At 68.4% G+C, this 19,343-nt stretch carries 18 protein-coding genes; 11 read left to right on the forward strand and 7 right to left on the reverse strand.

Features of this window, described 5'->3' with window-relative positions:
• Positions 1 to 35 precede the first annotated feature (35 nt).
• Complete coding sequence (locus H4W30_RS05415; RefSeq protein ID WP_192741767.1) at positions 36 to 497, forward strand: ATP-binding protein; 462 nt, start codon at positions 36 to 38, stop codon at positions 495 to 497.
• Positions 498 to 503: 6 nt separating this feature from the next.
• Here the strand turns inward: H4W30_RS05415 and H4W30_RS05420 are convergent, their stop codons facing one another.
• Complete coding sequence (locus tag H4W30_RS05420) at positions 504 to 1,859, reverse strand: MFS transporter (protein WP_192741768.1); 1,356 nt, start codon at positions 1,857 to 1,859, stop codon at positions 504 to 506.
• A gap of 89 nt (positions 1,860 to 1,948) precedes the next feature.
• Positions 1,949 to 2,551 (reverse strand): TetR/AcrR family transcriptional regulator, encoded by a 603-nt coding sequence (locus H4W30_RS05425; RefSeq protein WP_192741769.1) that lies wholly within the window; start codon positions 2,549 to 2,551, stop codon positions 1,949 to 1,951.
• Positions 2,552 to 2,639: 88 nt separating this feature from the next.
• Here H4W30_RS05425 and H4W30_RS05430 point away from each other — a divergent pair, with 88 nt between their 5' ends.
• Positions 2,640 to 3,689, forward strand: coding sequence for an NAD(P)-dependent alcohol dehydrogenase (locus H4W30_RS05430; RefSeq protein WP_192741770.1), 1,050 nt, complete (start codon positions 2,640 to 2,642; stop codon positions 3,687 to 3,689).
• Positions 3,690 to 3,798: 109 nt separating this feature from the next.
• Here the strand turns inward: H4W30_RS05430 and H4W30_RS05435 are convergent, their stop codons facing one another.
• Positions 3,799 to 4,668: a CPBP family intramembrane glutamic endopeptidase gene (locus tag H4W30_RS05435; protein ID WP_192741771.1), complete on the reverse strand. Its 870-nt coding sequence runs from the start codon at positions 4,666 to 4,668 to the stop codon at positions 3,799 to 3,801.
• A 52-nt stretch (positions 4,669 to 4,720) separates the two neighbouring features.
• A complete protein-coding gene (locus H4W30_RS05440) occupies positions 4,721 to 5,290 on the reverse strand; it encodes a TetR/AcrR family transcriptional regulator (protein WP_192741772.1) in 570 nt (189 codons plus the stop codon).
• 74 nt (positions 5,291 to 5,364) lie between these two features.
• On the opposite strand from H4W30_RS05440, the gene H4W30_RS05445 reads away from it, so the two are divergent.
• Entirely contained in the window at positions 5,365 to 7,101 is a 1,737-nt protein-coding gene (locus H4W30_RS05445; protein WP_225948777.1) for an ABC transporter ATP-binding protein, read from the forward strand.
• Positions 7,102 to 7,105: 4 nt separating this feature from the next.
• Here the strand turns inward: H4W30_RS05445 and H4W30_RS05450 are convergent, their stop codons facing one another.
• Positions 7,106 to 7,864 carry a sigma-70 family RNA polymerase sigma factor gene (locus H4W30_RS05450; RefSeq protein WP_192741773.1) on the reverse strand — a complete coding sequence of 253 codons (759 nt, stop codon included), beginning with the start codon at positions 7,862 to 7,864 and terminating at the stop codon, positions 7,106 to 7,108.
• A gap of 66 nt (positions 7,865 to 7,930) precedes the next feature.
• On the opposite strand from H4W30_RS05450, the gene H4W30_RS05455 reads away from it, so the two are divergent.
• From H4W30_RS05455 to H4W30_RS05480, 6 genes are all read left to right on the forward strand, one after another.
• Complete coding sequence (locus H4W30_RS05455; RefSeq protein ID WP_192741774.1) at positions 7,931 to 8,614, forward strand: TetR/AcrR family transcriptional regulator; 684 nt, start codon at positions 7,931 to 7,933, stop codon at positions 8,612 to 8,614.
• A 55-nt stretch (positions 8,615 to 8,669) separates the two neighbouring features.
• A complete protein-coding gene (locus H4W30_RS05460) occupies positions 8,670 to 9,350 on the forward strand; it encodes a GNAT family N-acetyltransferase (RefSeq protein ID WP_192741775.1) in 681 nt (226 codons plus the stop codon).
• A 70-nt stretch (positions 9,351 to 9,420) separates the two neighbouring features.
• On the forward strand, positions 9,421 to 10,452 hold the full coding sequence (gene tdh, locus H4W30_RS05465; protein ID WP_192741776.1) for an L-threonine 3-dehydrogenase: 1,032 nt from the start codon (positions 9,421 to 9,423) through the stop codon (positions 10,450 to 10,452).
• On the forward strand, positions 10,452 to 11,633 hold the full coding sequence (locus tag H4W30_RS05470; protein WP_126737633.1) for a glycine C-acetyltransferase: 1,182 nt from the start codon (positions 10,452 to 10,454) through the stop codon (positions 11,631 to 11,633). The genes tdh and H4W30_RS05470 overlap by 1 nt, the downstream gene beginning before the upstream one ends.
• On the forward strand, positions 11,630 to 12,544 hold the full coding sequence (locus H4W30_RS05475) for a LysR family transcriptional regulator (protein ID WP_192741777.1): 915 nt from the start codon (positions 11,630 to 11,632) through the stop codon (positions 12,542 to 12,544). The genes H4W30_RS05470 and H4W30_RS05475 overlap by 4 nt, the downstream gene beginning before the upstream one ends.
• 39 nt (positions 12,545 to 12,583) lie before the next feature.
• Positions 12,584 to 13,585, forward strand: a complete 1,002-nt coding sequence (locus tag H4W30_RS05480; RefSeq protein WP_192741778.1) for a TerC/Alx family metal homeostasis membrane protein — start codon at positions 12,584 to 12,586, stop codon at positions 13,583 to 13,585.
• Here the strand turns inward: H4W30_RS05480 and H4W30_RS05485 are convergent.
• Complete coding sequence (locus H4W30_RS05485; protein WP_192741779.1) at positions 13,582 to 14,145, reverse strand: TetR/AcrR family transcriptional regulator; 564 nt, start codon at positions 14,143 to 14,145, stop codon at positions 13,582 to 13,584. The genes H4W30_RS05480 and H4W30_RS05485 overlap by 4 nt on opposite strands.
• 81 nt (positions 14,146 to 14,226) lie before the next feature.
• Here H4W30_RS05485 and H4W30_RS05490 point away from each other — a divergent pair, with 81 nt between their 5' ends.
• Together H4W30_RS05490 and H4W30_RS05495 are read left to right on the forward strand one after the other, a co-directional pair.
• On the forward strand, positions 14,227 to 15,279 hold the full coding sequence (locus H4W30_RS05490) for an FAD-dependent oxidoreductase (RefSeq protein WP_192741780.1): 1,053 nt from the start codon (positions 14,227 to 14,229) through the stop codon (positions 15,277 to 15,279).
• A gap of 56 nt (positions 15,280 to 15,335) precedes the next feature.
• Positions 15,336 to 16,568, forward strand: a complete 1,233-nt coding sequence (locus H4W30_RS05495) for an HNH endonuclease signature motif containing protein (protein WP_318780532.1) — start codon at positions 15,336 to 15,338, stop codon at positions 16,566 to 16,568.
• A 1,370-nt stretch (positions 16,569 to 17,938) separates the two neighbouring features.
• Here the strand turns inward: H4W30_RS05495 and H4W30_RS05500 are convergent.
• Positions 17,939 to 19,282 carry an MFS transporter gene (locus H4W30_RS05500; protein ID WP_192741781.1) on the reverse strand — a complete coding sequence of 448 codons (1,344 nt, stop codon included), beginning with the start codon at positions 19,280 to 19,282 and terminating at the stop codon, positions 17,939 to 17,941.
• Between the last annotated feature and the right edge of the window lie 61 nt (positions 19,283 to 19,343).

Here is a 19,343-nt window from a genome sequence, read left to right on the forward strand (position 1 = left end):
GCAGGGAGGCCGCGCGCGACGGGAAGGGTGGCTCCATGATCAGTATCGCGGAGCATCCGGTGCCGGGAACCTGGGTGCTTGACCTGCGAGCCACGACGCCGCGGGCGTTGCCGGACATGCGTGCCTGGGTGGTCAGATGCCTTCCCGATCTCGGCGAGGGGCACCGCGACGACGTCCTGCTCGCCGCGACGGAACTCGTCGCCAACGCCTACGTGCACGGAGGTGGCGCACGCCACATCCAGTTGTGGCGTGGCGTCGCACCCTGCGCGGTGCGTATCGAGGTCGCGGACGTCAGTGTCGAGCAACCCCGCGCGCGGAGTTCGCAGTTCGAGGATCCCCGCGGCCGCGGGCTGCTCGTCGTCGACGGGGTGGCGGTGCAATGGGGAGTCCGGCGTGAGCCGGTGCGGGGCGGGAAGATCGTCTGGGCGCACATCCGGTGCGACGGCCGGTGTCCGGAAGCGCTCCCGCGCGTGCGCACCAGGCGCTCCCGGAACTGACCGGGCTCAGACCGCGCGGCGCGCGGTGAGCAGGCCGAGGGCGGAGACGGCCGCGAAACCGAAAAACAGCCACCTCGCCGACATGACCACCGAAGAGCCGCCGAAGTTGACCAGCAGACCGGCGACGGCCGCGCCGAACGCGGTCGACATCGTCAGGATCGTCGCGATCGCGGCGGCCGCCTGCCCACCCTCGCCGTCGGGCGCGGAGGTCATCGCCGCGACGGACAGATGAGGCATCGCGATGCCGATTCCGGTGCCACCGAGGAAGAGCACCGGCAGCCAGGCGAGTACGACGGGCAGCGACGGCTGCTCGGTCTGCACCAGCCCCAGCAGCGCGAATCCCGCCGCGAGGCAGACGGGCCCGGCCAGCACCAGGCGTCGTGTCTTACGCGCCGAAGCGCTGACGAGCTGGCTCACCGACCAGCCCAAGGACAGCGCGGCGGCGAAGAATCCCGCCGCCGCGGGCGGAAGCCCGCCCAGCCGCTGGCCGAACAACGGCAAGAACGTCTCCACCGCGACGCCGGACGCCAGGACCATGATGGTCAGGTAGATCCACCGCAGCCGTGAACCCCGCCGGTAGACCGAAGCGGGGAGAACACTCGCCGCCGCACGGTTTTCCGCCACCAGGAACGCGCCGACGAGCACGAGACCCAGCGTGATGAAGGCCGCCATCGTGAGGGCGTCGGACAGGATCCCGGCCACGCTCACCGCCCCGGCGGCGCCGACGATCAGGGCCAGCGAAACGACCGGGACCGGCCGCGACCGCGCCGGGCGTTCGACGGCGGGAAGCGCGCGGGGCACGAAAATCGCCAGCACACCCGCGGCCACCGCGAGGATCGCGAACGCCGCCCGCCACGAACCGAACTGTGCCGAGAAACCGCCGAGTGCGGGGCCCGCGAAGTTCCCCACTCCGAACATCGCGGAGATCAGGGCGCTGCCCCGGCTCCACAGCCGAGGCGGCAACGCCGAATGGATCAGGGCGAAGCCGAGCCCGGTCAGCAGGCCGGCGCCGAGCCCCTGTGTCCCGCGCCCGATGAGGAGGATCGGCATCGACGGGCTCGCCGCGCACAAGACCGAGCCGGCGGCGAAGACACCGAAACCGATCAGATAGGAAGCCTTGCCGCCGAAGCGGGTGAGGGCCTGGCCCACCAGCATGGTCGCGACGACCTGGGCGACCAGGAACGCCGTCATGGTCCAGGCGTACAGCGGCCGCCCGCCGATGTCCCCGACGGCGGTCGGCAGGAGGCTCGCCGCCACGTAGATGGTGATCGCGCCGACGAGCACGCCGCCCGCCAGTACCGCCGACGTGCTCGTATGGCGGCCCAATTCCCGCCACGATCCGACTTCTTGCCCGATGCTCACGCGGTTCTCCTTGTCGTCGAAAGGATTGCGCTTCGCATCCTGTCGGCGCGGGAAGCCCCGGTAATCGGGCAAATCGGACGTGAATCACGTCACATTTTCGTACGGCCTTCGATGGCGGCGCGGGCGGCCTCGACCGACTTCCGGACGACGACTTCCGTGGAGTAGCCCTGTTTCTTGAAGACGCCGTCGAGGTAGAACGTGCCGTAGCCGTGTGCCTGGGTGAACAGCTGCTCCATCAATTCGAGCCCGTCCTGCGGCCGGTCCGCGACGGTCAGGCAGAGCATGACGAACTGGTCGGTCAGGCGGCGGGTCTGCTCGTGCAGTGCGGCGTGCTCGGGACCCTGCAAGCCGTCCGAGTAGATGATGTTCATCCCGGCGCGGCGTTCGATGAGGTACTCCGTGTACGCGCCCGCGGCCGCGGCGAGTGCGGCGACGGGTTCGCTCTCGGCCTCGATGGCTTTCTGCACCCTGTCGGCCAATTGGCAGGCGACGGTGGCCGCGAGCGCGGCGAGCAGGCTCTCCTTGTCCGGGAAGTGCCGATAGGGCGCGCCCGGGCTGACCTTCGCGCGCCTGGCGACCTCGGCGACCGAGAACGCGCCGAGCCCCTGTTCGGCGATCAGGTCCAGCGAGACCCGCACGAGTTCGGCGCGAAGATCGCCGTGATGGTACTTGCCGCCCATGTCGTGGATCACACCGTCCCGGTCGCGGAATATGTAAGAGCCCTCTTACGCTAGTTGTAAGTGACCTCTTACATGGTCTCACTGTTTCTCGGAGGGTTTCATGACGACGACCACGCACGCCATCGCCGCGCCGTCCCCGGGCGCCGCACTGTCGCCGACGACGATCGAGCGTCGCGACCTGCGTCCGGACGACGTGCTGATCGACATCGCGTACGCGGGGATCTGCCACAGCGACATCCACCAGGTGAAGGAGGACTGGGGCAGCGCGATCTTCCCGATGGTGCCCGGCCACGAGATCGCCGGCGTCGTCGCCGCGGTCGGTTCGGACGTGACGAAGTACCAGGTCGGTGACCGCGTCGGGGTCGGTTGCATGGTCGATTCCTGTGGTGAGTGCGAATACTGCCTCGCGGGCACCGAGCAGTTCTGCGTCAAGGGCAACATCCAGACCTACAACGGCGTCGGCTTCGACGGCGAGAACACCTACGGCGGCTACAGCCGCCAGATCGTCGTAAAGGACTCCTTCGTCTGCCGCATCCCGGAAGGCATCGGCCTCGACGTCGCCGCCCCGCTGCTGTGCGCGGGCATCACCACCTACTCGCCGTTGAACCGCTGGGGCGCTGGGCCGGGCAAGAAGGTCGCCGTCGTCGGTCTCGGCGGGCTCGGCCACATGGCGGTCAAGATCGCGGTCGCCATGGGCGCCGAGGTCACCGTGCTCAGCCAGAGCCTGAAGAAGCAGGAGGACGGCCTGAAGCTGGGTGCGAAGGACTACTTCGCGACCGGCGACGCGTCGACGTTCAAGCAGCTGCGCGGCCGCTTCGACCTGATCCTCAACACCGTTTCCGCGACGCTGCCCGTCGACTCCTACCTCGGCATGCTGCGCGTCGGCGGGGCGATGGTGAACGTCGGCGCGCCCGGCGAACCGTTGTCCTACAACGCCTTCTCGCTGCTCGGCGGGAACAGGGTGCTCGCCGGTTCGATGATCGGCGGGATCGCCGAGACGCAGGAGATGCTCGACTTCTGCGCCGAGCACGGGATCGGCGCGGAGATCGAGACGATCTCGGCCGACCAGGTGAACGTGGCCTACGACCGGGTCGAGAACAGCGACGTGCGGTACCGGTTCGTCATCGACGCGGCGACCATCGGCGCGTGACCGCCCGGCCCGCCCGGCACTGCCCTGGCGGCCATGTCGCGAAAGCCACTTTCGAGACGTCTGGTGTCCCGAAAGTGGCTTTCGCGACACCGCCTCCGGAGCCCAGGGTTCACATCAGCAGCAGGGGCACGGTGTTCATCGCGGTGTGCGCGGCGATCGGCGCCCACAGGTTGCGGTAGCGCGACCACAGGTAGCCGGTGAACAGCCCGAAGAACCCTTGGAACGCCACGATCGCGCCCAGGGTGAGTGGGAGCGACCCCTGTCCGTGCGTCGGCAGATGCAGCCACGCGAACAGCAACGCCGCCAGCAGGATTCCCGGCCACCGCCCGAAAAGCGCCTCGAGCCGGGTCTGCAGCATGCCGCGGAAGAAGACCTCTTCGAGGACGTTCGCGGTGAAGAACGTCAGGGTGGCGCCGACCGCCAGGTATACCGGGTCGGGGTAATCCTCCGAGGTGGGGAGCGGCGGCGCGAGCGGGCCGAGGACGTAGAGCCAGCCGAACACGAGCACCGCCGGGATCGGCGCGAGCCATCGCCAGGTCTCCCGCGGCCACCACGTGAGCCGGAACGGATCGGGTTCCCCTCGCGTGCGCAGGAGGATCAACGGCAGGACCAGGAACACGAGCGGCTTGGCGAGCGCCCAGATGTCGCGGACCAGCGCCTGCTGTCCCACCGCCGAAACCAGGAACAACGCCAGCGGCCACAGAAAGGCGATGAGCGCCAGGGCCGTCGCCTGCTTCCGGAGCCTGCGCCGGTAGGGCACGCCGGGGAGCAGGTTCGGCGCATGGAGCGGGATCCCATGGACGAGCAGAATCCCGGCCAGCGCCGGGATCAGTGCTCCGGCAAGGGAAAGCGCCTTGTCCGAATCCGCGGACGGCTTGATCGTGTCGTGCCCGGTCGCCAGCAGCAGCGCGGGCGCGGCCACGAACACCGCGAGCCCGCCGAAGAGGATTCCCCAGGCGGGTACCGGTTTTTCTGTCATCGGGAAAGGATCTTCGAAGACGCGCGAGTCCGCGTCATCACTTCGGAGGACTTCAGCCGACCGCGATGACCTTTTCCAGGCTGCGCAGGCACAACGTGAGGGCCTCGTGCTTCGGTGTCTTTTCGCGCACCAGTTCCCACGCCGTGTAGAGCATGCTCCAGAGCAGCTGCAGCAACCACTCCTTCGTCATCGCCGGATCGATCGAGCCCTCGGCGTGCCCGCGTTCGATGAGCCGGAGCAGGCGGCGGTCGTCGTCGCTCTCTTCCGCCCATTCGGGCCGGGTCACCAGGTCCGGCATGGTGAACAGCAGCTGGAAGATGTCGGCGTGCTCGAAGTACTCCTGGCACAGTCGCGCCAGCACGGCGGGGACCGGGCCGTCGTCGAGCCTGGCCCGCTCGGTGCTCAGGGAGATCTTGTCGAGGGCGTCGTGACTGATCGCGTCGATCAGGTCCGAACGCTCGGCGAAGTACCGGTGCACCGTGGTGCGCCCGACGTTCGCCGCCGCCGCGATGTCGGCCAGCGAGGCGCCCGGTTGCTTGGTCAACGTCTCGATGGCCGCGTCCAGGATGGCGCGCCGGGTCCTCGCCCGGACACCCGTCTCGGTGACCACACCCTCACTCATGGCCGGTACCGTACCTCGCTTCCGATATGGAACTCGTTTGACGATTTTAGAACACTCGTGTTCCATTGAGAACCATGAACACTCCACGATTGAAGGTGCTGTGGTCGTTCGCGAGACCACACAAGGGGGCACTCGCGATCGGCTTGCTGCTCGCCCTGCTCGGTTCGGCGGCCGGCCTCGCCACACCCATGGTCACGAAGTGGGTGCTCGACTCGCTCGGTTCGTCGGCGTCGCTGGCGGGCCCGGTGCTCGCGTTGGCCGGCCTGATGGTGGTCGGCGCGGTGATCTGGCTGGGGCAGTGGATCCTGCTCGGCACCGTCGGCGAGCGGGTGGTGCTGAAGGCGCGGGAATCGATGGTGCGGCGGTTCTTCCGCGCGACGATCCCGGCGATCACCAAACGGCCGACGGGGGAGCTGGTCACCCGCGTCACCTCGGACACGGTGCTGCTGCGCGAGGCGGCGTCCTCCAGCGTGATCGGCCTGATCAACGGCGTGGTGATGCTCGTCGGCACCCTGGTGCTGATGAGCGTGCTCGACCCGGTGCTGCTCGGGACGACGGTGGCGGCCGTGCTCGTAGTGATCGCGCTGTTCACCTGGCTGATGCCGGCCATCGCGAAGGAACAGGAGAAGGCGCAGGAGCGCGTCGGCCGTCTCGGCGGCGTCCTCGAAGGCGCGCTGCGGGCGATCCGCACGGTGAAGGCCAGCCGGGCCGAAGCCCGGCAGTCCGACCGAATCCTGGTCGACGCGGAAGCCGCCGCCACGCACGGCGTCCGCGCGGTGCGACGCGAGGCCGTCGCCTGGGTGGTGGCCTGGACCGGTATCCAGGCCGCGACCCTGGTGATCCTCGGCCTCGGCGCCTGGCGGGTCGACGCGGGCCTGCTCGAAGTGTCGAGCCTCATCGCCTTCCTGCTGTACGCGTTCGCGCTGATGGAGCCGATCACCGAACTGAGCCAGAACATGACCGCGTTGCAGGCGGGGATCGCCGCGGCAGGCCGGATCCGGGAGATGGACGCGCTCGAGGTGGAGGAGGACCGCGCGCCCACCGGCACGGCGCCGGCTGGGAAGGACGGCCCCGTGCTGGAACTGCGCGGGGTGACCGCGGGTTACGGCGGCGATCCGGCACTACGGGACGTCTCGCTGAAGATCCCGCGACGCGGGCACACCGCGATCGTCGGGCCGTCCGGCGCCGGCAAGACCACGATGCTGTCGCTGATCATGCGGTTCGTGCGGCCGGAGTCGGGCGCGCTGCTGCTGGACGGACGCGAGTACGCGGACCTGCCGTACGCGGACGTGCGGAGCCGGCTGGCCTACGTCGAGCAGGAGACGCCGATCGTGCCGGGGACGATCCGGGAGAACCTGCTCTTCACCCATCCGGACGCGACCGAGGAAGAGGTGCGGCGGGCTCTCGGCGAAGTCCGGCTGAGCGACAAGATCGCCGCGCTCGACGACGGGCTGGACACGCCGCTTTCGTCGACGTCGGTGTCCGGCGGGGAGCGGCAGCGGATCGCGCTGGCCAGGGCGATCCTGCGCACGCCGGACGTGGTGCTGCTCGACGAGGCGACCGCACAGGTCGACGGCCGGACCGAGAGCGCGATCCACGACTGCATCCGGCGGCTGGCCCGCGAGGGCGCCGTGGTCACCGTGGCGCACCGGCTGTCCACGGTGATCGACGCGGACACCATCGTGGTGATGGAGGAAGGCCGCGTCCGGGCGAGCGGCAGCCACGAGCATCTGCTCGCCACCGACACGCTGTACCGGGAACTGGTGGAGGCGCTGCGGATCGCGGGGGAGAGCGCCCCCGTTCCCGGCTGATTCCCTAGGCCGAGACGGCGCGGACACCCGGCGGCATCTCGCGGTTGACCTCGTCGAGCCGGGTGGCGACGGTGCGGCAGGGCTCGCAGTCCGCCAGATGCGCGGCGATCAGGTCCGCCCGGCGGCCTGGCACGCCGCCGCGGAGCCATGCGCCCATCCGGCGCCGGGCTTCCTGGCAGCACGGCGTTCCCGTTTCGGGGACCTGCGCCTGCAGGAACGCCTGGCGGAGACCTTCGCGGGCGCGCAGTGCCAGAACGGAGGCGCCGTTGGGCGAGACTCCCAACAGCGGAGCGACCACCTTCGGCGAGTCGCCTTCGGCTTCGGTCCGCCACAGCACCGTCCGCCAGCGGCCGGGGAGCGCGCAATAGGCGGCCCACGCCAGCCGGGCGTTCGAGCGGAGGATGAGGAGTTCCTCGGTGCCGATCGCCCCGGCGGCCTCTTCGACCGCCGGGGTGGTGCCGTACAACTCGACCCGCTTGTGGTGGTGGCTCCATTTGGCCGCGAGATTCCGGATGGTGACCGCGAGATAGGGCCGGAGGTTCTCCCGCGGGCCGCCGCCGTCGCGGATGACGCTCAGGACCCGCACGAAGGCTTCGGCCACGAGGTCGTCCCGCTCGGCGGGGTCGGAGACCCAGCCCGCGGCGATCCGGCGCAGCGGCTCGGCGTGCCGCCGGAAAAGCGCCTCGCCGGCGGCGATGTCACCGGCGCGGAAGGCGTCGAGCAGCGTGGCGTCCGCTGTGGTGTCGTCGACGTCATTCCTCATCGCGGTCTCCCGAAGTAACGGGTACGGCAGTGTACCCGTTAACCGGCCACCGATAAACTCTGGGGGATGACGCCTGAAGCCGACGTGCCTCGGCCGGACGGCCGCGCGGCGCGCTGGGCGGGACAGCGCGAGCGCCGCCGACGGGAGTTCGTCGACGCGGCGCTGCGCGCGATCGCCGCGCACGGTCCGGAGGTCTCCACCGAACAGATCGCCGACGAGGCGGGGGTGGCGAGAACACGGGTGTACAAGCATTTCGACGACGCCGCCGACCTGCAGCGCGCCATCGCCGACCGCGCCGTCCGGCTCATCACCGCCGAGCTGGCCCCGCTGTGGGATCCGAGCGGGACGCCGATGCAGCTGATCACCATGGCGGTCGGCGCCCATACCGGCTGGCTCGCCGAACACGGGAACCTCTACCGCTACCTCGCGCGGCACTCCCAGGCCGGACGGCGCGGCGGCGATGCCATCACCGACGTCAGAACGGCCATCGCCCGGCAGCTGTCCATCCTGTTCAAGCACTACCTCGACACCTTCGAACTGGACGGCCGGATCGCCGAACCGCTCGCCTTCGGGCTGGTCGGCCTCGTCGACACGAGCGCCGCGCGCTGGCTGGAGAATCCGTGCGGTATCGAACTCCCGGAGCTCGCGAGCCAGCTGGTGCGGTGGATCTGGCGGGTCATCGACGACACACTCCGCGAACGCGGGATCGAACTCGATCCGCATTCGCCGCTGCTGGTTCCGGGCGGCTGAGCGCTCAGGATGTGGGAGCTGGAATGAAAGCTGGCCCGCCGGTGTCGGAGCGATCATGGTCACCCCCTTCGACGACCCCGCCTGGGCTTCGCTGACCGGCCCGCACGCCCACTTCGCGGAACGCTCCGGCCAGGTCCTGCGCTACCAGGTCGACGTCGCGCCCTTCTTCGCCCTGCCGCCCGAGCCGGACCACGGCGTATGGGTCGACGTCGCCGCGCTGGCGGGTCCCGGCCAGACCGTCACCGTCCACAACTCCCTCCCCGTCCCGGCGGACTGGGAAGTCCTCGGCAGGATCGCCGGGGTCCGGCTGGTGGACGTCGCGCTCGAAGCCGCCGAAGATCCCGAAGCGGTCGTGCTGGGGCCGGACGACGTCCCGGAGATGCTGGATCTCGTCGAGCGGACGAAACCCGGCCCGTTCCGGAAGCGGACCATCGAATTGGGGACCTATCTGGGAATCCGGCGCGACGGCGAGCTGGTCGCGATGGCGGGGGAGCGGATGCACCCACCCGGCTGGACGGAGATCAGCGCCGTCTGCACCGACCCGGCGTATCGCGGCCAAGGGCTGGCGACCCGGCTCATCCGCGCGGTGGCGGCGGGGATCCGGGCCCGCGGCGAACGTCCGATGATGCACGCGGCGGCGACGAACACGTCGGCGATCCGGCTTTACCGATCGATCGGGTTCGAGGTGGAGCCACGGCCGGACTTCGTGATGGTCCGGGTCCCCGGCTCCTTGTGAAGTTGCTCTAACGAGGGATTTCAGAAACTCGCGATGGACTGAACAGCACGGGCGGGCCAGACTTCGCGCCATGAAGGCATTGGTCAAAGCCGACCGAGCACCCGGGCTGGAACTCACCGACGTGCCGGATCCCGCCGTCGGCCCCGGCGACGTCGCCGTCCGCGTGCTGCGCGCCGGGATCTGCGGCACCGATCTGCACATCGACTCCTGGGACGACTGGGCGTCGCGCACCATCGCCGCGCCGCTGGTCATCGGGCACGAGTTCGTCGGTGAGGTGGTCGAGATCGGCCGGTCGGTGACCACGGTCAAGGTGGGCGACCTGGTCAGCGGTGAGGGCCATCTGGTCTGCGGGAGCTGCCGCAACTGCAAGGCCGGGCGGCGTCACCTGTGCGCCAGGACCAAGGGCCTCGGCGTGCACACCGACGGCGCCTTCGCGCAGTACGCCGTCCTGCCCGAGATGAACGCCTGGGTGCACCGCACCAAGGTCGACCTCGACATCGCCGCGATCTTCGACCCGCTCGGCAACGCAGTGCACACCGCGCTGTCCTTCCCCGTCATCGGCGAGGACGTGCTGGTCACCGGCGCCGGCCCGATCGGCATCATGGCCGCCGCCATCGCGCGCCACGCGGGCGCGCGCAACGTCGTCGTCACCGACGTCAGCGAGCACCGGCTGGAACTGGCCCGCAAGGTCGGCGTCGACCTCGCGCTGGACGTCTCCTCCTCGACCATCGCCGACGCGCAGGAGCGGCTCGGCATGGCCGAAGGCTTCGACGTCGGCATGGAGATGAGCGGGCGGCCCGAGGCGCTGCGCGACATGATCGCGAACATGTCGCACGGCGGCCGCGTGGCGCTCCTCGGCCTCCCCGCTTCCGACGTGTCGGTCGACATCGCGTCCGTGGTGCTGAAGATGATCCAGATCAAGGGGATCTACGGACGCGAGATGTTCGAGACGTGGTACTCGATGTCCGTGCTGCTGCAGGCCGGGCTGGACATCTCGCCGGTGGTCACCCACCGATTCGGCTACACCGAATACGAGAAGGCGTTCGCGACGGCAAGGGAAGGCCGCTGCGGCAAGGTCATTCTGGACTGGACGGAGAACTGATGTACGGCGCGATGCGCGACGACCTCAAGGCCGGGCTCGCCGAGATCCGGGAAGCCGGGCTGTACAAGGGCGAGCGGGTGATCCAGGGGCCGCAACGGGCTTCGGTCAGTGTCGGCGACGGCGACGTCCTCAACTTCTGCGCCAACAACTACCTCGGCCTCGCCGACCACCCCAAGCTGATCAAGGCCGCCCAAGAGGCGCTGGACCGCTGGGGCTTCGGCATGGCGTCGGTGCGGTTCATCTGCGGGACCCAGCAGCCGCACAAGGAGCTCGAGGCGAAGCTGTCGGAGTTCCTCGGCACCGAGGACACGATCCTCTACAGCTCCTGTTTCGACGCCAACGCCGGGCTTTTCGAGACCCTGCTGACGGACCAGGACGTCATCATCTCCGACGAGCTCAACCACGCGTCGATCATCGACGGCGTCCGGCTGTGCAAGGCGAAGCGGATGCGCTACCGGAACCGGGACGTCGCGGATCTGGAAGCCCGCCTGAAGGAGGCGTCCGGCGCGCGCTACCGGATGATCGCCACCGACGGCGTGTTCTCGATGGACGGGTACCTCGCGCCGCTCGACGAGATCTGCGAGCTGGCCGAGCGCTACGACGCGCTGGTGATGGTCGACGACTCGCACGCCGTCGGCTTCACCGGCCCGACCGGCCGCGGTACGCCCGAGCTGTTCGGCGTCCAGGACAAGGTCGACGTGCTGACCGGCACCCTCGGCAAGGCGCTGGGCGGCGCGAGCGGCGGCTACACCTCAGGCCGCGCGGAGATCGTCGAGATGCTGCGGCAGCGTTCGCGGCCGTACCTGTTCTCGAACTCGCTGGCGCCGTCGATCACCGCGGCCGCGCTCGCCACGCTGGAGCTGCTGGAGTCCTCGGGTGAGCTGCTGGACAAGCTGCGCGCCAACACCGAGCTGTTCCGGCGCCGGATGACCGAAGCCGGTTTCGACCTGTTGCCGGGCGAGCACCCCATCATCCCGGTGATGATCGGCGACGCCGCCAAGGCGGGCAAGATGGCGGATCTGCTGCTCGACCAGGGCATCTATGTGATCGGTTTCTCGTACCCGGTGGTGCCGCACGGTAAGGCCCGGATCCGGACGCAGATGTCGGCCGCGCACTCGACCGACGACGTCAACCGGGCCGTCGACGCGTTCGTGACGGCAAGGTCCATGATGGACGAATGATCGATCCGCGACGGCTGCGCGTGCTGCGTGCCCTCGCCGACCACGGAACCGTGACGGCGGCGGGCCAGGCGCTGCACCTGACGCCGTCCGCGGTCTCCCAGCAGCTGGCCGCCCTCGAAGCCGAGTGCGGCCAGCAGTTGCTCCGCCGCCGGGGCAGGCGGGTTTCGCTGACCCCCGCGGGTGAACTGATGGTGGTGCACGCCAACGCCGTCGCGGCCGAACTGGAACGGGCGCGGGCCACGCTGGCCGCGCTCGATTCCGGCGTACAGGGCATGGTGCGGCTGGCGAGTTTCGCCTCCGCGATCACGATGGTGGTCGCGCCGGCGATCGCCTCCCTGCGGGCCGGATCGCCCGGGGTCTCCATGCAGGTGCAGGACGTCGAGGGGCACGCGAGCATCCCGTTGCTGCTCGACGGCGAGATCGATGTCGCGATCACCGAGGAGTACCGGCTCTCGCCACGAACGGATGAAAGCAGGCTCACCCGGTTCCCCCTGTACGTGGAGCCCTTCGACGTCGTGCTGCCCACCGCGCACCGGCTCGCGGAAGCGTCCGAAGTGGACATCGACGCTCTCGCCGACGACGAATGGATCGCGCCGAAGCCCGGGAATCCGTGCCGCGACGTGCTGATGATCGTCTGCGCCAACCCGGCGATCCGGCACGTCTCCGACGATTTCCACGCGATCACCACCCTGGTCGCAGCCGGCGAGGGCGTGGCGCTGGTGCCGCGCAACGCTTTCGCCGCCGTCCACGGAGCTGTCGCCGTCCCGTTGCGCGGCGAGCCGCCGCTGCGCCGCGTGTTCGCCGCCGTCCGGCGGGGGAGCGCGGACCACCCGCTGCTCAAGACCGTGCTCGCCGCGCTGCTGGACGCGGCGCCGGGTCATGCGAATGCGGACCGCGGGAGTCGCACATAAGATCTTGGCACCTGCCGTCGAAGGAAAGACAGGGTGCGGATGCTCCAGATCGATGCCCTCACCTGGATCGTCACGATCGGGCTGGTGCTCGGGCTCCTGGCACTCGATCTCATCCTCGCGGCGGTGCGGCCGCACAAGGTCGGCTTCGCCGAGGCGGTGGCCTGGTCGGTCGGCTACATCCTGGTCGCGGTGGCGTTCGGTGTCTGGCTGACGCTCGCGCACGGTGGCGACTTCGGGCAGCAGTACTTCGCGGGTTACATCGTCGAGAAGAGCCTGTCCGTCGACAACCTCTTCGTCTTCGTGATCATCATGAGCACCTTCGCGGTACCCGAAGAACATCAGCACAAGGTGCTCACGTTCGGCATCGTCGTCGCGCTGATCATGCGCGCGATCTTCATCGCGCTCGGCGCCACGCTGCTTTCCTTGTTCTCCTTCATGTTCCTGTTGTTCGGGTTGCTGCTGATCTACACCGGCATCCAGCTGTTCCGGCATCGAGACGAGGATCCGGACGTCGAGAACAACGTGGTGGTGCGGTCCGCGCGGAGGCTGCTGCCGCTGTCTACCGAATACGACGGCGGCAAGCTCATCACCCGTGTCGACGGGAAGAAGGTGGGTACGCCGCTGGTCGTGGTGCTGCTCGCGATCGGCGGGATCGACCTGCTGTTCGCGCTGGACTCGATCCCCGCGGTCTTCGGCGTCACCGACGAGCCGTACCTGGTCTTCGCGGCAAACGCGTTCGCCCTGCTGGGCCTGCGAGCGCTGTACTTCCTGGTGAAGGGCCTGCTCGATCGCCTGGTGTACCTGTCGGCCGGGCTCGCGGTGATCCTCGGGTTCATCGGGGTCAAGCTGATCCTGCACTGGGCACACGTGGACATCGACGAAAGTGTTCCGGAGATCTCGACGCCGGTCAGTCTCTCGGTGATCATCGGCATCCTCGTCGTGGTGACGGTGGCGAGCCTGCTCAAGACCCGCAAGGATCCCTCCGCCAAGGCGCATCCGGGCTCGCTGCGCGGATCCCGTCACGCTTCCGAAGAGGATTAACGCCAGCCTCGTTCGAGGAGGTCGAAGATCCGCTCGACGTCCTCCCGCGGGTCCGGGCGGCCCCGGGTGAGGGCCGGAATGTCCAGCACGAAGCGCGCGAGCGCGTGGCAGGCGATGTCGTCTTCGTCCGCGCCGGTGTCTTCGGCGATCGCGGCGCCGAGGGTCGCGGCGTGCCGGGTCCACATGCGCTCGCCGTACTCCTGCAGGGCCGGGGTGCCGGTCACCAGCGCGGTGAACTCGGCGTACTGAGGGTGCGTCGTGATCGGAAGCCACGTCGCGAGCACGTACTCGCGCAGCGCCTCGACGATGCTCTGGCCCTTTTCGCGCTCCCGGACCGCGGCGACCAGGCGTTCTTCGCGGTCCTGGGACTCGTCGAAGACCAGCGCCTCCTTACCGGGGAAGTGCTTGAACAGCGTCGTCGTCGAGACGTCGGCCGCCTCGGCGATGTCCCGGATGCTCACCTGGTCGTAGCCCCGCGCCAGGAACAACTTCAGCGCGGCGTCCGCCAGTGCCTTGCGGGTGGCCGCCTTCTTGCGTTCACGCCGTCCGGGTGTCTCCATGAGCGCACCCTACCGCATGGGTTGTCACAGTCACTAAGTTGACTCGTTGCACTTTTTAACTCGTTCTGCTTTTCTGGGGGCATGACGATCAGCATCATCGGAGCGGGGCCCGGCGGCCTGACCTGTGCCCGCATCCTGCAGAAACACGGTGTCCCCGTGACGGTCTACGACCGCGACCCGCATCCCCGGGCGCGGAACCAGGGCGGCACCCTCGACCTCCACGCGGACGACGGGCAGCTGGCCCTGCGCGAGGCAGGCCTTCTCGACGAGTTCTTCGCCCTCGCCCGGCCGGAAGGGCAGGAGATGCGCAAACTGGATCCTCTCGGGCGTCTCTTGGAGCACCACGTCCCTGCTGAGGGGGAGATGTTCAAACCGGAGATCGATCGCGGCCAGCTCCGCGAGCTTCTGCTCGACTCGCTGGAGCCGGGCACTGTCCACTGGGGACGGACCCTGGACCGGGTCGAAGCTCCCGGGCGCTTGCTGTTCACGGACGGAGCGACGGTCGAGACGGATCTGGTCATCGGCGCCGACGGGGCGTGGTCACGGGTTCGCCCGACGGTTTCGGCGGCCGTGCCCGAATACGCGGGGATCACCTTCCTGGAAGCGTGGTTCGACGACGTCGAGAACGCGCACCCCGAACTCGCCGAACTCGTCGGCCAGGGCAGCGCGATGGCGGCCGACGGCGAGCGGTGTCTTTTCGCCCAGCGCAACAGCGGCGACCACATCCGGGTCTACATCATCCAGCGGCTGCCCGCGGACTGGGCCAAGTCGGGTACGGATGTCCGCGGCCGGCTGCTGGACGCGTTTTCCGGCTGGTCGCCGTCGATGTTGCGGATGATCACCGACAACGACGGGCCGTACGTCGACCGTCCGTTGTACGTCCTGCCCGTCCCGCACACGTGGGAGCAGAAGCCTTGGGTGACCTTGCTCGGCGATGCCGCCCACCTGATGCCGCCGCTCGGCGTCGGCGTCAACCTGGCCATGGTCGACGCTTGTGAACTCGCCCTCGCGTTGGCCGGCTCTGCTTCGGTCGGCGATGCTGTTGCGCTTTATGAGAAGACCATGCTGCCACGCTCGGAGGAGATCGCGCGGCGGCTGAAGAATGGTGCCGAGGGGTTACTCGATGTCGATTAGTGTTGCTGTGTAAGGGAATTGGCCGTTTTGTCGGTGGTCGGTTGTAGCTTCGGTGTGTGGATACACGCAACGCCGTTGTGGCGGTACTCGAGGAAATCACCTCTTCTGATGTTTTGAAGGAGGTCAATGTTTTGCTGGATTCGTTGGAGGACGGTAATGCTGTTGCTGTGGCGGTTGCTGCGTCGGAGGGGATCGCGCGGTTGGAGGCGGTGCGGTTCCGGGCGTTGGCGCAACTGAGCCGTCACCGTGGCGGTGCTGGCAGTGTGGTGCAGGAGGTCGCGCTGGGGTTGTCTGTTGTGGACGGTCATGCCGTTGGGTTGGTGTCGACGGCGGAGGCGTTGACCACGCGGCTGCCGTGCACGTTGGGGTTGCTGGATCGGGGCAAGGTGGGTGGCTATGGGGCGATGAAGGTCGCCGCCGCGACCGCGTGGTTGTCCGATGACGATGCGCGTGCGGTGGACGCGGTTTCGGAGGATCGGTTGCCGGGGCGGAACTCGGAGCAGGTTCGGAAGGCGGCGAATCATGCGGCGATGATGGTCGACCGCGAGGGTGCCGCTCGGCGTGCGGAGCGGCATCGTGCCGGGCGGCGGTTGTCGATCCGCCACGGTGAGGCCGGGGTGGCGTCGATCGAGGTGGAGGACGGGCCGGTGGAGAAGGTCGCCGCCGCCTACACCCGGATCGATCGTGAAGCACGCGCTCTCAAGACCGGCGGGGAGACCCGCACTCTGGATCAGCTGCGTGCCGATGTCGCGCTTGATTTGTTGCTGGGCGGGCAGGGTGGGAGTGAACGGTCTGAGGTGTTCTTGTACATGGACTTGAACACCTATCTGGGGCTGAATGATGACCCTGCCGAACTCGCCGGCCATGGCCATGTTCCGGCCGCCCTGGCTCGGCATATCGCGTCTGGGGCGGACACGGTGTTGCGGCGGATCGTCACCGATCCGCTCTCCGGGCAGGTGTTGGATTTGGGGCGTGACCGGTATCGGCCTACTGCGGGGTTGGGTGAGTTCGTGCGGGTGCGGGATCGGGAATGCCGAAGACCTGGCTGCCATCGGGTCGCCCAGGCTTGCGATCTCGACCATGCGGTGCCGTGGCAGCACGGCGGCCACACCGCTGATACCGACCTGATCGATCTCTGCCGCCGGGACCACCGGTTGAAGGATGAACCTGGCTGGGTCTACCGGCTTACCTCTGATGGCACTCTCAGCATCACCACACCCACCGGGCAGAGCTACGACAGTGCGCCACCGCCACTGCACGAACCTCGCGCCGAGGAACCACCGTTCTGAACCGTCGCCGGGAAACGGCCACAGTTGCCCGGCGCTGGTTTTCGTTGCCGGAATTCGGCGACAGAGCCAAGGACGGTGCACCCTGTGAGAATGTCTCGCGACTTGTGGCTGCGCCCGTCGTACAGCTAGCGTCCGCCGCCCCCTAGCCGCGTGCCCAGTCCTGGGACCGTTGCCGGAATTTGGCCACGTAGCCAGGGACGGTGTGCCGCGCGTTGGTGCCTCGCGGCCGCGATCCGGCTAATGTCCGCCACCCCGAGTTGCGCAATCGACACCGGTCTCGGCCCGTCGTCGAAACGACGCCGGTGCCGAGGTTTGGTTTCGTTGCTGGAATTTGGTCACGGAACCAAAGCGCGGTGCACCCTGTGATCGCCTCTCACGACTTGTGGCTGCGCTTGTCATGCAACTCCCTAACCGCGCCTGTCGCCGGAAAACGGCCCCGGTGCCCAGTCCTGGGACCGTTGCCGGAATTTGGCTACGTAGCCAGGGACGGTGTGCCGCGCGTTGGTGCCTCGCGGCTGCGATCCGGCTAATGTCTGCCGCCCCGAGTTGCGCAATCGACACCGGTCTCGGACCGTCGCCGGAAAACGGCCACGGTGCCCAGGCTTGGTTTCGTTGGCGAATTTAGGCCACGGAACCAAGCACGGCGCACCCTGTGATGGCGCCTCGCGGCTTGTGGCTGCGCCTGTCACACAAGCGTCCCCACCTCTAGTCGCGCCTGTCACCGAAAACGGCCACGACGCCCGGGGCTGAGTTCGTCGCCGAATCCGGTCACAGAACCAGAGACCGCGCACCACGTGATGGTGCCTCGTGGCTACGTTCCGGCAAGCGTCCGCCACTCCGGGTTGCGCAATCGAGGCCGGTCTTGGCCCGTCGCTGGAAATACCACGCCACCCAGCCCTGGGACCGTTGCCGGAATTCGGCCAGCGCGGTCGCGCCTCATGGCTACGGTTCGGCTAGCGTCCGCCACCCCGAGTCGCACAATCGAGGCCGGTCTCGGACCGTCGCCGAAATCGACCACCCTGCCCAGACTTGGGTTCGTTGCCAAGACAGGAATCAGGAGCGGTGCTCCATACGGTGTTGTCACGCATTTCGTGCCTACACCCGGACGCCTGTCCCCACCGTCGACAGGAACGGCCACGGAGACCGTGCACCACGCGAGTCTCGCCACCACATGGCCCCATTACCGAAATCCGGCGATAGCTGAGCCCGTGGCCAGACGACGATCCTCACCATGCACCCGCGACTGTCGCCAAGATTCGGCAACGCCCACACCGCCGAGCCCGGATCCCACCGCAACCATCCGCCGACCCAGCCGAGAAAGCGCGGCAGCCGCCCACAACTAGACCGCAAGCTCGGCGAGGAACCACCCCCTACCGCACAACAGAATCCCGCACAGGCACCTCATCGATCTCCAGCGCGGAGTCACGCGAAGGCTCCCGCACCACCAAAGTCGCCACGAAGGTCAGCGCGATACAACCGGTGACCCACCAGAAGAACACGCTCTCGTGCCCCGCCTGCTTCAAAGCCAGCGCGATCGGTTCCGAGAGCCCGCCGAACACCGCGGTCGCCAGGGCGTGCGGTAAGCCGACGCCGAGAGCACGGACGTTGGTGGGGAACATCTCCGCCTTGATGATGGCCGACAAAGCGGTGTAGCCACTGAGGAAGATCATGGCGGTGATCATGAGCAGGAACGCCACCCACGGATTCCCCGTCCTGCCCACGAGCGTCATGACCGGCACCGTCAGCAGCATGCCGCCGACGGAGAAGCCGAACATGACCGGCCGGCGCCCCCAGCGGTCGGAAAGGGCGCCGGCGACGGGCTGCATGAAGATGAACAGGAACAGGGCGGCGAAACCGATGAGCGAAGCGGTCGGCTTCGGGATCCCCGCCGTGTTCACCATGTACTTCTGCAGGTAGCTGGTGAAGGTGTAGAACGCCACCGTGCCGCCGATGGCGAGCCCGAGAACGGCGAGAACCTGGCGGCGGTGCTCACGCAGCAGGACCCGCAGGCCACCGCGCGAAGGCGAGCCGGCAGAGCGCTCGAAGTGCTCCGATTCCACCATGCTGCGGCGGAGGTACATCACCACGAGTCCGGCGACGGCGCCGAGCACGAACGGCACCCGCCAGCCCCACGCGTACATCTGCGCTTCGGTGAGCAGCGACTGCATCACGATCATCACCAACAGGGCCGAAAGCTGCCCGACGGTGATCGAGACGTACTGGAAACTCGAGTAGAAGCCGCGCTGTCGCGGGGTGGCGATCTCGGACAGGTAGGTCGCGCTCGAACCGAACTCGCCGCCCACCGAGAGACCTTGCGCGAGCCTGGCGATCACGAGGATCACGGGCGCGAGCAGGCCGATCGACGCGTAACCCGGCGTGAGGGCGATGGCCAGCGAGCCGAAGCTCATCAGCGTCACGGACAGGGTCAGCGCGGACCGGCGGCCGAACTTGTCCGCGTAAAGGCCGAGGAGCCAGCCACCGAGCGGGCGCATCAGGAAGCCGACGGCGAACACGACAGCGGTCGAAAGCAATTGCGCCGTCAGGTTTCCCTCGGGGAAGAAGCTGGCCGCGAAATAGATGCTGAACGAGGCGTAGACGAACCAGTCGTACCACTCGACCAGGTTGCCGAGGCAGCCGCGGACCACGTTCGCGACGACGCCGGGTTTCTTGTGCGGCAAGGGAAGCTCCTTCGCTCCGGGAACGCCGACCATCATGAGCTGTGATCCCTGCGGTTGAGAAATAGAAATCCGCGATGGGCACATACCCGGCCGGCAT

It is taken from the genome of Amycolatopsis roodepoortensis (genome assembly GCF_014873915.1).
Lineage (GTDB): Bacteria > Actinomycetota > Actinomycetes > Mycobacteriales > Pseudonocardiaceae > Amycolatopsis > Amycolatopsis roodepoortensis.